9 protein-coding genes are annotated in these 14,155 nt (G+C 68.3%); 6 read left to right on the forward strand and 3 right to left on the reverse strand.

Annotation, left to right across the window (positions count from 1 at the left end; genetic code table 11):
• Positions 1-2: 2 nt before the first annotated feature.
• A complete protein-coding gene (locus BHE75_RS11770; protein WP_070933978.1) occupies positions 3-1,391 on the forward strand; it encodes a M20/M25/M40 family metallo-hydrolase in 1,389 nt (462 codons plus the stop codon).
• A gap of 31 nt (positions 1,392-1,422) precedes the next feature.
• Positions 1,423-3,042 (forward strand): phytoene desaturase family protein, encoded by a 1,620-nt coding sequence (locus BHE75_RS11775; RefSeq protein ID WP_070933979.1) that lies wholly within the window; start codon positions 1,423-1,425, stop codon positions 3,040-3,042.
• Here the strand turns inward: BHE75_RS11775 and hmgA are convergent.
• Genes hmgA through BHE75_RS11790 form a run of 3 tightly spaced genes read right to left on the reverse strand, consistent with a single transcriptional unit; the run spans position 3,034 to position 5,906 of the window.
• The gene (hmgA, locus tag BHE75_RS11780; RefSeq protein ID WP_070933980.1) at positions 3,034-4,317 is read right to left on the reverse strand and encodes a homogentisate 1,2-dioxygenase; all 1,284 of its coding nucleotides are present in this window, start codon (positions 4,315-4,317) and stop codon (positions 3,034-3,036) included. The two genes, BHE75_RS11775 and hmgA, sit on opposite strands and share 9 nt — an antisense overlap.
• 23 nt (positions 4,318-4,340) lie before the next feature.
• On the reverse strand, positions 4,341-5,414 hold the full coding sequence (gene hppD, locus BHE75_RS11785) for a 4-hydroxyphenylpyruvate dioxygenase (RefSeq protein ID WP_015457027.1): 1,074 nt from the start codon (positions 5,412-5,414) through the stop codon (positions 4,341-4,343).
• 42 nt (positions 5,415-5,456) lie between these two features.
• Positions 5,457-5,906, reverse strand: coding sequence for a MarR family winged helix-turn-helix transcriptional regulator (locus BHE75_RS11790; RefSeq protein ID WP_015457028.1), 450 nt, complete (start codon positions 5,904-5,906; stop codon positions 5,457-5,459).
• A 274-nt stretch (positions 5,907-6,180) separates the two neighbouring features.
• Here BHE75_RS11790 and BHE75_RS11795 point away from each other — a divergent pair, with 274 nt between their 5' ends.
• The 4 genes from BHE75_RS11795 to BHE75_RS11810 all read left to right on the forward strand — a co-directional run bounded on the left by BHE75_RS11795 (position 6,181) and on the right by BHE75_RS11810 (position 14,110).
• The gene (locus BHE75_RS11795; protein ID WP_084653151.1) at positions 6,181-9,294 is read left to right on the forward strand and encodes a CHAT domain-containing protein; all 3,114 of its coding nucleotides are present in this window, start codon (positions 6,181-6,183) and stop codon (positions 9,292-9,294) included.
• Positions 9,295-9,299: 5 nt separating this feature from the next.
• Complete coding sequence (locus BHE75_RS11800; RefSeq protein ID WP_070933981.1) at positions 9,300-11,321, forward strand: adenylate/guanylate cyclase domain-containing protein; 2,022 nt, start codon at positions 9,300-9,302, stop codon at positions 11,319-11,321.
• Positions 11,308-12,069, forward strand: a complete 762-nt coding sequence (locus BHE75_RS11805; protein WP_070933982.1) for a hypothetical protein — start codon at positions 11,308-11,310, stop codon at positions 12,067-12,069. The genes BHE75_RS11800 and BHE75_RS11805 overlap by 14 nt, the downstream gene beginning before the upstream one ends.
• A 199-nt stretch (positions 12,070-12,268) precedes the next feature.
• Positions 12,269-14,110 (forward strand): ShlB/FhaC/HecB family hemolysin secretion/activation protein, encoded by a 1,842-nt coding sequence (locus BHE75_RS11810; protein ID WP_070933983.1) that lies wholly within the window; start codon positions 12,269-12,271, stop codon positions 14,108-14,110.
• Positions 14,111-14,155 lie beyond the last annotated feature (45 nt).

Raw genomic sequence — 14,155 nt, forward strand, 5'->3', positions numbered from 1 at the left:
CGATGCGCTTCGGATTTTTCGCCACCGCCCTCCTGCTCGCCTCCGTGGCGCTGCCCGCTCATGCGGCCGCGCCGGCAAAGGGTGATCCGGCGCAGGAAAAGGCCGCGCTCGATCTGCTGGTGAAGTCGATCGGCTTCCGCACCGTCCAGGGCCAGGGGCAGGTTCCGGCCTATGCCGAATATCTGGCCGGCGTGCTGAAGGCCGCCGGCTTCCCGGCCGAGGACGTCGTCGTCACGCCGCGCGGCGAAACCGCCACCCTCGTCGCCCGCTATCGCGGCACCGGCAAGGGCAAGCCGATCCTCCTTTCCGGCCATATGGACGTGGTGGAGGCCAAGCGCGAGGATTGGGAACGCGATCCCTTCGTCGCCGTCGTCGAGAAGGGCTATATCTATGGCCGTGGATCGGCGGACAACAAGGCCGGCGTCACCGTCATGGTGGAAACGCTGGCCCGGTTGAAGCGCGAAGGCTTCCGCCCCGGCCGCGATCTCATCCTCGCGCTTTCGGGTGACGAGGAAACCGATATGGCCACCACCGCCGCCCTCGCCCAGGAACTGAAGGGCGCGGAGCTGCTGCTCAACAGCGATGCCGGCGGTGCGCTGCTGGATGAGGAAACCGGCAGACCCACCGTCTACGGCCTCCAGGCCGGCGAGAAGAGCTATGCCGATTTCCGCATCGCCTTCACCAATCCCGGCGGCCATTCCAGCCGTCCGTCCAGCGACAATGCGATCTACGATGTCGCCCGCGCGATCGATGCCGTTGCCGGCTATCAGTTCCCCGCGCAGATCAACGAACTGACCCGCGCCACCCTGAAGGCGGCCGCCGTCGATGCCCCCGCCCGCACGGCCGATGCGATGAAGCGTTTCCTCGCCAACCAGGCCGATGCCGATGCCGTCGCCACCCTGTCCGCCGATCCCGAATGGATCGGCACCATCCGCACCACCTGCGTGCCGACCATGCTGGAAGGCGGCCACGCCCTGAACGCGCTGCCGCAATCGGCGGCGGTGATGGTCAATTGCCGGATCTTCCCCGGCGTCTCGATCGATACGGTCAAGGCGAAGCTTGCCGAGCTTGCGGGCCCCAAGGCGAAGATCACCGTGCTCGGCGACCCTGTCGCCAGCGATGCCTCGCCGCTGCGGCCGGATGTGATGGCCGCCGTCCGCAAGGCGATAGACGCCCGCTCGCCCGGCCTGCCGATTGTGCCGCAAATGTCGTCGGGCGCCACCGACAGCGTATATTTCCGCGCGCTCGGCATCCCGAGCTATGGTGTCGGCGTCACCTACATGAAGGCCAGCGATGATTTCGCCCACGGCCTCAACGAACGGGTCACGGTGGAATCGATCAACGGCGGCCTCAAGCAATGGTATGTCCTGCTCAAGGAACTGGCGAAATAAGCCGCATTCTTCCTGACAGGGCCATCGCGCGATGAGCCGCCGCCACGATGCGCTCGTCATCGGCGGCGGCCATAACGGGCTGGTCTGCGCCTTCTACCTCGCCCGCGCGGGATTGAAGGTGCGGGTGCTGGAACGGCGCGGCATCGTCGGCGGGGCCGCCGTCACCGAGGAATTTCATCCCGGCTTCCGCAATTCCACCGCCAGCTACACGGTCAGCCTGCTCCAGCCGCAGGTGATCGCGGACATGCGGCTCGCCGATCACGGCTATCGCGTGATCGAACGGCCGATCAGCAATTTCCTGCCGCATGACGGCGGCTATCTGAAGCTGGGTGGCGGCGCCGATCGCACCCGCGCGGAATTCGCCCGTTTCTCCACCCATGATGCGGATGCGCTTCCGGCCTATGAAGCCGCGCTGGAAGACGTCGCCACGCTATTGCGCAAGCTCGCCCTCCGCGCCCCGCCCAATGCCGGCGGGGGCTTGCGCGCGCTGCTTGCCGCGGCGGCACAGGGCCGCCTCGCCGCCGCCCTGCCGCTCGACCGCCAGCGCGACATGCTCGACCTGTTCGTGAAGAGCGCGCGCGACTTCCTCGATGGCTGGTTCGAGAACCCCTATGTGCAGGCCGCCTTCGGCTTCGATGCCGTGGTCGGCAACTATGCCAGCCCAGATACGCCGGGCTCCGCCTATGTCCTGCTCCACCACGTCTTCGGCGAGGTGAACGGCAGGAAGGGCGCCTGGGGTCATCCGGTCGGGGGCATGGGCGCGATCACGCAGGCGATGGCCGCCGCCTGCGCCCGGCACGGCGTGGAGATCAGCCTCGACGCCCCCGTCGCCCGCCTGCTCGTCGATGGCGGGCGCGTCGCCGGCGTCCGGCTGGAAAGCGGGGAGGAAATCACAGCCCCGATCGTCGCCGCCAATGTCGGCCCGGCTCTTCTCTACCGCCGCCTCGTCGACCGGTCCGACCTCCCGGCCGATTTCGCCCGCCGGATCGATCGCTACAAGACGGGATCGGGCACCTTCCGCATGAACGTGGCGCTGTCGGATCTGCCCGATTTCACCGTTCTGCCGGGCCGGGAGGCCGCCGATCACCACCGCTCCGGGATCATCATCGCGCCCACGCTCGATTATATGGACCGCGCCTACGCCGACGCGCGGGCGCACGGCTGGTCCCGCCAGCCGATCGTGGAGATCACCATCCCCTCTACCGTGGACGACAGCCTCGCCCCGCCCGGCTGCCATGTCGCCAGCCTGTTCTGCCAGCAATTCGCCCCCACCCTGCCCGATGGGCGCGATTGGGACGGCGAGCGGGAGGCGGCGGCCGATCGCATCATCGCCACCGTCGATGCGCATGCCCCCAATTTCAAGGCTTCAGTGATCGCCCGGCAGATCCATTCCCCGCTCGATCTCGAACGGAAGTTCGGGCTGGTCGGCGGCGATATCATGCACGGCCACATGTCGCTGGACCAGCTATGGGCCGCGCGGCCGATGCTGGGCCATGGCGACTATCGGGGGCCGATACGGGGGCTCTACATGTGCGGCGCGGGCACGCATCCGGGCGGCGGCGTCACCGGCGCCCCCGGCCACAATGCCGCCCACGCCATCCTCGCCGATCGATCGTTCCCCGCCCGCCTGCTGGGGCGGCGGTCAGGGTAGTCGCGCCTTGGGGAAGCCCTGCCAGCAATCGTCATAATCGGGCTGCAGCTCGGCCAGCTCCAGCGCCTGCGTCGTCGGCGCGAACGGCCATCGGCTCTCGAACATGAAGGCCATCGTGCCTTCGATATGATGGGGTTGGAGCACCGCCTCGCTCGCCTTCACCCATGTCGCAAGGTCCGGCCCGTGGCTCGCCATCAGATTGTGGATGCTGAGCGCGCCGGGCGCGAAGCCGTCCGCCTTGGCGTCGTAAGCGCCGTGGATCAGCCCCATGCACTCGCTCATCACATTGCGATGGAACCAGGGCGGCCGGAACGTATCCTCCGCCACCATCCAGCGCGGCGGGAAGATCACGAAATCGCAATTGGCGGTGCCCGGCGTGTCCGAAGGCGCGGTCACGACCGTGAAGATGGAAGGATCGGGATGGTCGAAGCTCACCGTGCCGATCGTGTTGAACCGTGCCAGATCATATTTCCAAGGCGCGAGATTGCCGTGCCAGGCCACCACGTCGATCGGGCTGTGGTCCAGCGCGACCGTCCACAATCCGCCCCGGAACTTCTGGATCAGCTCGAACGGCTCGTCCCGATCCTCGAACCGGGCGACGGGGGTCAGGAAATCGCGGGGATTGGCAAGGCCGTTGGACCCGATAGGCCCCAGTTCCGGCAGGCGGAAGGCATGGCCATGATTTTCGCCGACATAGCCCCGGCCCGCGCCATCGGGCAGTTCGGCGCGAAAGCGCACGCCGCGCGGCACCAGCCCGATCTCGCCGGGCGCAAGCTCCAGCAAGCCCAGTTCGGTCAGCAACCGCAATCGCCCCTGCTGGGGCACGAACAGCATTTCGGCATCGGCATTGAAGAAGGCGCGCGCCTTCATGTCGCGATCGGCGCGATAGATGTGCACCGTCACCCCGTCCATGCCGGCGGGGTCGCGGTTCGACGCCATAGTCGTCATGCCGTCGATCAGGTCCACGCCTTCCTTGACGGAATTAAGCGGAGACCAGCGCATCCGATTGGGCGGCAGCGGCCGATCCCACCCGGTCGGTGCGAAGGCCGGCGCGCCGGCATAGGGCCGGTAGGCGCCGTGAATCCCGCTTGGCCGCAGCCGATAGAGCCAGCTCCGCCTGTTCTCCCCGCGCGGCGCGGTGAAGGCGGTGCCGGAAAGCTGCTCGGCATAAAGGCCGAAGGCCGGCCGCTGCGGGGAATTCCGCCCCTCGGGCAGCGCGCCCGGCACCGCCTCCGTCGCGAAATGGTTGCCGAAGCCGCTCAGATAATCGGGCATCGCCGCCTCCCCGGCCTGAACGCTCAGGCCTCCGCCTTCACCGGGATCACGCCGCGGCGGATCTGGTCCAGCTCCAGGCTTTCGAACAGCGCCTTGAAATTGCCCTCGCCGAAGCCTTCGTTGCCCTTGCGCTGGATGATCTCGAAGAAGATCGGCCCCACCATATTCTCGGTGAAGATCTGGAGGAGGATGCCCCCGCCCGTTTCCGGCGCGCCATCGATCAGGATGCGCCGCTTGCGCATCTCCTCCACGTCATGGCCATGGCCGGGCAGCCGCTTGTCGATCATGTCGAAATAGGTGTCCGGGCTGTCCTGGAAGCGCACGCCGTTGGCGCGCAGCCTGTCCACCGTGGCGAAGATGTCGTCGGTGGCCAGCGCCAGGTGCTGGATGCCCTCGCCCTTATATTCCTTCAGGAATTCCTCGATCTGGCTGTGCTCGTCCTGGCTTTCGTTCAGCGGGATGCGGATCTTGTCGTCCGGTGCCGTCATCGCCTTGGAAAACAGGCCGGTCGCCTTGCCCTCGATGTCGAAATAGCGGATCTCGCGGAAGTTGAAGATCCGTTCGTAGAATTCCGCCCAATGGGCCATCCGCCCGCGATTGACGTTGTGGGTCAGGTGGTCGAGCGTGTGCAGCCCCACCGATCGCGCATCGCGCACGGCACCTGGTACCGGCTTGAAATCCACGTCGTAGATTTCCTGCGCGCCGTAGCGATCGACCAGATAGAGGTTCGATCCGCCGATCCCCTCGATCGCCGGAATGTTCAGTTCCATCGGCCCCACCGGCCCTTCCACCGGCTTGGCGCCCCGCTTCACCGCTTCCTCGAACGCCCTGGCGGCATCCTTGACGCGGAAGGCCATGGCGTTGGCGGAGGGGCCGTGCGCCGCGCGGAAATCGGCGACCTGGCCCGAAGGCTCCATGTTGAGCAGGAAATTGATGTCGCCCTGGGCGTAGCGGCGGACATTCTTGGATCGGTGGTCGGCCAGATGGGTGAAGCCCATCGCCTCGAACAGCCCGGCCAGCGCCTGCGGGTCCGGCCCGGTGAATTCCACGAACTCGAACCCGTCGAGCCCGAGCGGATTGTCATGCGCCTCGGTCATCACTCTCACTCCTGAAACAGACCGATATCGTATCAATGGAAACTATATGTCGCAAGCCTCGGCGGCGGCCTGCACCCGCCGCAACAAGCTGTCCAACGCACCGCGTTCCCATTCGGCCAGATCGGCCAGCAAGCGGGCCTCCATCGCCAGCGCCTCGGGCGCCACGGTCTCGTAGAGCGCGCGGCCCTCCGCCGTCAGCGCCAGCCGGTGCGATCGCTGGTCGGCCGCATCGGCGGCCCGCGCCACGAAACCGCGCGTTTCCAGCGCCTTTGCCGCCCGGCTCACCGTAACCTTATCCAGCTTCGTCCGCTCCACGATGCCGCGCGGGGCCAGAGGCTCGCTTTCCCCCAGGATGGCGATCACCCGCCATTCGGCGATGCTGATGGCGAAGCGCCGCTGGTAGAGCGTGGCGATCACCGCGCTTACCGCATTGGTGGCGACGGACAGTCGATAGGGGATGAAACTATCGAGATGGAGCGCGCGATCGGTCATGGCCCTTATCATGCCCGATCCGAAATCATGTTTCAAACGAAACGATATTGCTGGCAATCGGCGCGCCACGCCATATCACGGCCTTCGACAGCCACCGGCCGTTTCGGTATCGTATCGCGATTCGCCGGAACGAAAGCCGGCCGGGTGACGGGGTCGCAACCGCATCGAAAGGATTTGCCTCCATATCCGGGCCGGCGAATCCGCATCAACAAGGGGCGTCGGGGACGGGGCATGGCCAGCGCCATCGCCCGCCACGACGGGGTGGGAGACGAAGTTGCGCGATTTTTACCGGGTCCGCTCGGCCTTTGCCGTGGGTGTGGCGCTCGCCTCCCTGATATCGCCGGCCCTCCTGTCGCCCGCCATGGCCGCGCCGGCCGATCGGCCCAGCCTTCAGGACAGCTTCCGGCTCGGCAGCGGGCAAGGCGTGCTCTGCCAGGTCCAGTCCGCCACGCTCGACCCGGCGGTCAAGGGCATGTTCGACCGCGCTTACGCCATCGTCTGCCGCGATGCCGCCACGCCGGTCGGCCGCCTCTACGCGCTGCGCACCCAGGGCGATGATCCCGCCGCCCGCCTGCAGGCCATCCGCCAGGATCGCGTCGCCTGCCCCGCCCCGGCCACCGTGCGCAGGGCCGACCTTGCCGATGTCGGCGCGGTCGACGTCACCGATTGCAGCCTTGCCGGCAGCGATGTCGGCTACCGCATCTACGCGGCGCCGCGCGGCCGCACGCTCTATGTCGCCGAAGGGCTGGCGGGCTATGACAGCGCGCTCGCACTCGGCCTGCGCACCATCGTCGCCGATCGCATGATCGAGGGAACGGTCGACGTCGCCACCACGGCCGTGTCCGATCCCGCCGCCTTCGCCCGCGTCCAGGCTGGCGCGCTCGATCTCGATAGCGCACTGGCGGAGGGGTATCGCCGCAACAACAGCGGCTCCTATGCCGAGGCGGCCGAATTCTTCGATGCCCTGTTCCAGCGCGCCGAAGGCGGCCGCATCAGCCAGGCCGCGCTGGGCGAATATGTTGTCAACCGCGCGCTCCAGAAATCGAACCTGGGCGAATTCGCGGAGGCCGACGCTCTCTTCGTCCAGGCCGGGATGATCCCCACGTCCGATCCGGTCCAGCTTCGCCTGCGCCGCAATTTCCAGGCGATGCACCTTATCAACCAGCGCAAGCTGGCCGAGGCGTCGGCCGTGCTCGATCGCCCGCTCGCCCCGGTCGGCGCGACCAACACCGCCGCCACCGTCGCCGGCCAGATCGACGCCGAGGCCGCGGCCGAGCTGAACGGCGGCGCGCCGCTGGTGCGCCAGATCGGCGGCGGCCAGGCAGCGGCGCTCACGCCCGCGGAAAAGGCCGCGATCCTCGATGCGCAGGCCCTCCAGCTCCACGGCACGATCCTCCGGCTCGATGGCAAGCCCGATCCCGCGCGCGGCGCCTTCACCGAAACCCTGGCGCGGCTGACGGCCATTCGCGGTGGCCGCGTCAGCTCGATCACCCGCCTGCGCACGCAGACGATGGCGGAGCTTTCCGCCGTCGCCGAGGCCGAGGGCAATCAGGGGGAGGCGGAAGCCCTGCTGCGCGACGGCCTCGGCCTGCTCCGCGCCGAATATCCGGGCTCGATCGCCGTATCGGCGGCGGAAGCGCGGCTTGCCGCTTATTATGTCCGGCGCGGGCGCGACGACGCCGCGCTCGATCTCTATCGCGGCGTCGTCCGCTCGGTCACGTCGAGCGGGGCGAGCGCCACCGGCTTCGAAAATCTCCTTGCCCCCTATTTCGGCCTGCTGGCCCGGCTGATCCCGGAACGGCCGGCGCTGGTGGAGGATTTCTTCCTCGCCAGCGAAACCCTCGTCCGGCCCGGAGTCGCCGACACCCAGGCCGTGCTCGCCCGCGAACTCAGCGGCGGCAGCGACGAAGCCGCCCGCCTTTTCCGCCAGGCTGTCACGCTCACCCGCGATATCGAGCGCGCGCGTATCGAATATGCACGCCTGGCCGCGATCCCCGAGCCGACGGAGGATGATCGCGCCCGCATGGCCGCCTTGACCGCCCAGTTGCGCGGGCTGGAGGCCGATCAGGTGGCCACCCAGGCCAGGCTGGGCGAATATCCCCGCTATCGCGCGGTCTCGACCCAGGCGATGCCGCTGGCCGATCTGCAGAAAGCCCTCCGCCCCGGCGAGGCCTATCTGAAGCTGGCCGTCGTCGGCAACGCTATCTATGGCATCTGGGCCACGCCGGATGGCGCCACCGCCTACCGCGCCGGCATCACCGCCACCGATCTCGATCGCAAGGTCGATGCGCTGCGGGATACCATCTCGATCGAGGAGAATGGCGAGCGGCTGACCTACCCGTTCGATCTCAGGCTCGCCCGCCAGCTCTATCTCGATCTCCTCGGCCCGGTCGATGCCCGGCTGGCCGGTGCGCAGCACCTGATCTTCGAGCCCGCCGGCGCCATGCTCCGCCTGCCGCCCGCCCTGCTCGTCACCGATCAGGCCGGCGTCGATGCCTATTATGCGCGGATCAAGGCGCCCAGGGCGGACGATTTCGATTTCCGCGGCGTCGCATGGCTGGCGCGCAAGGTGGATATCAGCACCGCCGTTTCCGCCCGCGCCTTCCGCGACGTGCGGGGCGCCGCGCCATCGGCCGCGAAGCATGAATTTCTCGGCCTCGGCCAGAATGCGCCGATCACGCCTTTCCTGAAGCTCACCACCGTGCGGGGCGTCTCCACCGACGGCGCTGTGGATTGCGATTGGCCGCTGGCCGCGTGGGACAGCCCGATCCAGGCGACCGAGCTTCGCACCGCCCAGACGATCATCGGCGACAGCGGATCGGCGGTCATCACCGGCGAGGCGTTCACCGATACCGCCGTCATGGGCCGGCAGGATCTGAACCAGTATCGCATCCTCCACTTCGCCACCCACGGCCTCGTCACCGCGCCCCGGCCCGAATGTCCGGCTCGCCCCGCGCTCCTCACCTCCTTCGGCGGGGCGAAATCGGATGGCCTGCTGACCTTCAAGGAGATTTACGATCTCCGCCTCGATGCCGATCTCGTCATCCTTTCCGCCTGCGACACGGCGGGCAAGGCGACGGTCGCGGCCACGCGCGAGGCCGGCGTCACCAGCGGCGGCGGCAATGCGCTGGACGGGCTGGTCCGCGCCTTCATCGGCGCCGGCGGCCGCTCGGTCCTCGCCAGCCACTGGCCGGCGCCCGACGATTATCGCGCCACCGAACGGCTGATCGCGGGCCTCTACCAGGCTCCGCCCGGCACCTCGGTCGCCTCGGCGCTCCGGTCCGGCCAGCTCGATCTGATGGCGGATGCCACCACCTCGCACCCTTATTATTGGGCCGATTTCGTCATCATCGGCGACGGCGCCCAGCCGGTCCTGAAATCGCGCTGATCGCCATGGCGGCGCCCGATCAGCCCGCCCCCGCGGCGACGGGCGGGATCGCCCGCAGGCTGCGGCGCGTTTTCCGCCGCATCGGCCCGTGGCGGATGGCGATCACGCTCGCCTTCCTCGCGCTCGCCATCTTCATCGCCCGCTATAGCTGGGAAAAGGTGCCGATAGCCGCCGATATCGAGCGCATGCTCTACGATATCCGCGCGACCTCCACGGCCCCGCTTGCCGAGCAGGACGATCGCATCGTCATGGTCGTGTTCAACGATCAGACCCTGATCGAGACCGGCCGCCGCTCGCCGCTGGATCGCGTCACGCTGGCCAAGGCGCTGGCGAAGCTGGACCGGATGGGCGCCAGGGCGATCGGCATCGATATCCTGATCGATCAGGCGACGCCGGAGGATGCCGGCCTTGTCGCCGCGTTCAAGGCGATGCGCACGCCCACCCGGCTCGCCTTCGTCTCGGCCGCCACCAATCCCGATTATGTCGAATATGGGCAGGAGGAATTTCTCCGCGCCTTCCAGAAATCCATCGCCGGCGGCGCGGTGGAGCCGGCGAGCGTCCTCCTCGAATCCGATCTTACCGACAATGTGATCCGCAGCTGGCCCAACCAGCCGGCCAGCCTGCCGCCGCTCCTCGCCAACGCGCTCACGCCCGTCCATCCCGAGTTTCGCAACTATACCGGCGCCGTCCGCTTCCGCGCGCCGCTCGATCCCGAACGGCCGGTCTTCGCCAAGCTGCCGATCCAGCTCTTCACCGGCGATTTCCCGGAAGACGTGCTGCGCCAGCAGATCGCCGGCCGCTACGTGCTGATCGGCGGCGACATCTTCGATGTCGATCAGTTCGAAACGCCGGCCACCCGCATCCGGGGCGGCACCACCATCGGGCTGGAAATCCACGCGAACATGCTCGCCCAGTTGCTGGACGGCGCGCTCTATCGCGGCGTGCCGGGCTGGATATTGTGGGCGGCGGCGATCCTGGTCGTGGTGATGGGCGGGCTCACCAGCATGCTCGACGTGCGGCCCTGGCTGCTCGGCCTGATCCTCCTCGCCCAGATCGCGTTGATCCTGCTCATCCCCTATTGGGCGCAGGCGAGCGGCATCGATACCCAGCACCTGCCGGTCTTCGGCTGGATCGCCGGCTGGTTCCTCGCCTTCGCCGCCGTCGGCACCGCGGCGCGCGCGGTGGGATCGGAGCAGCGCCGCTTCGCCCAGTCGGCGCTCGGCCGCTATCTGCCGCGCGATGTCGCCAGCCTCATCCTGCGCGATCCCGACCAGCTCGCGCTCCACGGCGAGAAGCGGGAGATCTACGCCCTCTTCACCGATCTCGAAGGCTTCACCAAGCTCAGCCACGCCATCGCACCGGAAATGGTGGCTACCCTCCTCAACCGTTATCTCGACATGCTGAGCGATATCGTGCTGCGCCACGGCGGCACGATCGACAAGTTCGTCGGCGATGCGGTGGTGGCCTTCTGGGGCGCGCCGATCGCCCGCCCCGACGATGCCGATCGCGCCGTCATGGCGGCAATCGCGATGTATGAGGCGGGGGAAGAATTCCGCCGATCGGTGCCGGAAGGCGTGCCGCCGATCGGGCGCACCCGCGTGGGCCTGCATTTCGGCGAGGCGATCGTGGGCAATTTCGGCGGCGAGGGGCGCATCCAATATACCGCGCTCGGCGACAGCATGAACGCCGCCGCGCGGCTGGAAAGCGCGAACAAGCAACTCGGCACCGCCGCGCTGGTGAGCGAGGCCGTCGTCCGCCGCACGTCGGCCGTTCCCTTTCGCCCGATGGGCCGGGTCACGGTGCGCGGCCGATCGACGCCGTTCGCGATCTTCGAGCCCGTGCCGCATCTCGACGGCGCGGTTGTGACATCCCTCACAGCATCGGTCGCGCGCTTCGACCAGGGAGAGACGGCGGCGCTCGCCGAACTGGAGCGCTATGCTGCGGACCATCCCGAGGATGTGGCCGTCGCCAATCTGATATATCGTCTGCGCAAGGTGGGACCGGGAGGAAATTTTGTTCTGGATTGATACAGTTAAGCCGCCCACGGCAATGGCCGTGCTGATCGCGGCCATGCTCGCCGTCCCGGCTTCGGCCGCCACGCTCGTCGTCCGGTCCAGCGGCCCATCGGCCAAGGCCTATCCGGCCGGCCGCCAGCTCGCGGACAACAGCCGGATCTCGCTCCAGGCGGGCGACCAGGTCGTCATCCTCGACAGCCGCGGCACCCGCACACTGAAAGGCCCCGGCACCTTCAGCCCCAACCTCGCCACCAACCGGCCCAGCGACTCCCGCGAGACCTTTGCCGAGGTTTCCAGCCGCCGCGCCCGGCCGGGGGCGACCCGCGCCGTGCCCAAGCCCACGGAGGCGGCGGCGGAGCCTGATCGCAGCCCCAACATCTGGTTCGTCGATGTCGAACGGTCGGGCACGGTGTGCATCGCCGATACCGATGCCGTCACGCTCTGGCGCCCGGCCGGCACCGCCGCCGCCGCCACGCTCACCAACGTCGCCGATGGCAGCAGCGAGAAGATCGAGTGGGCCGCCGGCCAGTCGCGCAAGGCATGGCCCGCCTCGCTCCCGGTCAGGGATGGCGCCAGCTACAGGATCGCCTGGGACGGGATGAACCTGCAGGGCGAGCTGCGCTTCGCGCTGCTCGATCCGGTTCCCGCCGGGCTGGAGGACATGGCCTCCCGCCTCATCACCAAGGGCTGCGAGGCCCAGCTCGATCTGCTGATCGAAACGGTGGCGATGCCGGAGGCTGCCGCCAGGCCGAAAGGATGATGGTTATCGCCCGCTTGTCGCTTGAAAAGCGGGGGGTGGGCTGATAGCCGCAGCGCCGTCGATCCGGGCCAACCGGTTCCGAAGGGGGCGATCTTCGTCATCGCAGGCATTTCCGGGCGGCCTCGTCGCCGTCGCCCGGCACGCGGCCGGACACGCCGGAAAGGCGGGCGCCGCACGACAAAGCGCAAGGGGAGCGCGCATGAAGTCCTTGGGTAGGTCCAACGCATCCTGTTTTGTCCTCGCGGGCCTGCTGGTTTCCGGGGCACCGGCGGCCGCCCAGGTCGCGCCACCGCTTCCGCCGGGCGCCATCCCCGGCGCGCCGACGCGGGAGGAGATCGAACGCGCGCCCACGGCCCCCGTGGCCCGCTCCCCCGCCCGCCTCACCGTGGAAGGCGGGATCGAGCGCGCGCCCTGCCCGCTGGCCGGCGATCGCTTCAAGGATATCAGCGTCACCCTGTCGGCGGTCCAGTTCGATAATCTCCGCGTCGTGCCGGCGGAAATGCTGCGGCCCGCCTATGAAGCCTATATCGGCCGCACCGTGCCGATCGCCGCCGTGTGCGAGATACGCGATGCCGCCGCCACCATCCTGCGCCGCGCCGGCTATCTCGCCGCCGTGCAGGTGCCGCCGCAGCGGATCGAGAACGGCGTCGTCCATTTCGACGTGCTGATGGCGAAGCTGGTGGCCGTCCAGGTGCGCGGCGATGCCGGGCGGTCGGAAAAGCTGGTCGCTTCCTACCTCGAACGGATCAAGGGGCAGGAAGCGTTCAACGAGAAGGAGGCCGAACGCTATCTCCTCCTCGCCCGCGATCTTCCCGGCTTCGATGTCCGCCTCACGCTGCGCCCGGCCGGCACGGTTCCGGGCGAGGTGATCGGCGAGGTCAGCGTCCAGAAGACGCCCTTCGTGATCGATGCCAGCGTCCAGAATTTCGGCTCGCACGAGGTCGGCCGCTGGGGCGGCCAGCTTCGCGGCGAATTCTATGATCTGCTGGGCCTGGGCGATCGCGCGATCATCGGCTTCTACGCCGCGCCCGAATGGGACGAGCAGCGCGTCCTCCAGCTCGGCTACGACATGCGGATCGGCAGCGAAGGGCTCACGCTGGGCGGGCGCTTTACCTATGCCTGGTCGGAACCCGATCTCGGCGCCTCGGTGAACGGGCGGATCAAATCCGAAACGCTCGTCGCCGGCCTGGAAATGGCCTATCCCGTGCTGCGCCGGCAGAATGTGAACCTGCGGGCGGCGGGCGGCTTCGAATATATCGATCAGGATGTGCGCTTCGGCGGCGGAAGCGGCGGGCTGCTCCCCCTCACCCGCGATCGGCTGCGCGTGGCTTATGGCCGCGTCGATTTCGACATGATCGATCGCACCAGCCTCGCCAGCGTCGCCGGCTATAGCGTCGCGGAGCCGCGCTGGCGCTTCGGCGGATCGCTGGAATATCGCATCGGCCTCGACATCTTCGGCGCCAGCGACGGCTGCGGGGCGAAGCCCTATCTCGCCTGCTATCTGAACGGCGCCGTGCCGCCGAGCCGGGTGGAGGCCGATCCCACCGCCTCGCTCGTCCGCTTCAGCGGCTTCGGGGAATTCCGCCCCATGCCCGCCCTCGCCTTCACGCTTTCGCCGCGCCTGCAATATTCGGGCAGCGCGCTCCTGAGCTACGAGGAATATTCGGCCGGCAACTATACGATCGGGCGCGGCTACGATCCGGGCGCCCTGATCGGGGACAGCGGCGCCGGCTTCCAGGCGGAGGTGCGGATCGGCCACATGGCCCCTCGCTCGCGGGACGATCTCGCCTTCCAGCCCTTCGCCTTCTTCGACAAGGCGTGGATCTGGAACCGGCACCAGCCGGTGGCCCCGCTCCATGCCGATCCCCAGCAATTGTCCTCGGCCGGCGGCGGCGTGCGCTTCGTCTATGGCGATCGCGCGCGGCTGGATGTCACGCTCGCCAAGGCTTTGGAGAAGATACCCAGCGGGCTTTCCGAACGGCGGCCCGACGCCCGCCTGCTGATATCGCTGACGACGCGCCTCTTTCCCTGGTCGCGATGATGGGAGCCATGGGGATGAAGCGCCATTCAGAAGGAAAGAGGTTGA

Origin of the sequence: Edaphosphingomonas haloaromaticamans (assembly GCF_001853345.1) — a bacterium.
Taxonomy (GTDB): domain Bacteria; phylum Pseudomonadota; class Alphaproteobacteria; order Sphingomonadales; family Sphingomonadaceae; genus Sphingomonas_E; species Sphingomonas_E fennica.

Coding starts and splice junctions, on each gene's coding strand:
- BHE75_RS11770 (WP_070933978.1), top strand. CDS start 3: ATGCGCTTCGGATTTTTCGCCACCGCCCTCCTGCTCGCCTCCGTGGCG.
- BHE75_RS11775 (WP_070933979.1), top strand. CDS start 1,423: ATGAGCCGCCGCCACGATGCGCTCGTCATCGGCGGCGGCCATAACGGG.
- hmgA (WP_070933980.1), bottom strand. CDS start 4,317: ATGCCCGATTATCTGAGCGGCTTCGGCAACCATTTCGCGACGGAGGCG.
- hppD (WP_015457027.1), bottom strand. CDS start 5,414: ATGACCGAGGCGCATGACAATCCGCTCGGGCTCGACGGGTTCGAGTTC.
- BHE75_RS11790 (WP_015457028.1), bottom strand. CDS start 5,906: ATGACCGATCGCGCGCTCCATCTCGATAGTTTCATCCCCTATCGACTG.
- BHE75_RS11800 (WP_070933981.1), top strand. CDS start 9,300: ATGGCGGCGCCCGATCAGCCCGCCCCCGCGGCGACGGGCGGGATCGCC.
- BHE75_RS11810 (WP_070933983.1), top strand. CDS start 12,269: ATGAAGTCCTTGGGTAGGTCCAACGCATCCTGTTTTGTCCTCGCGGGC.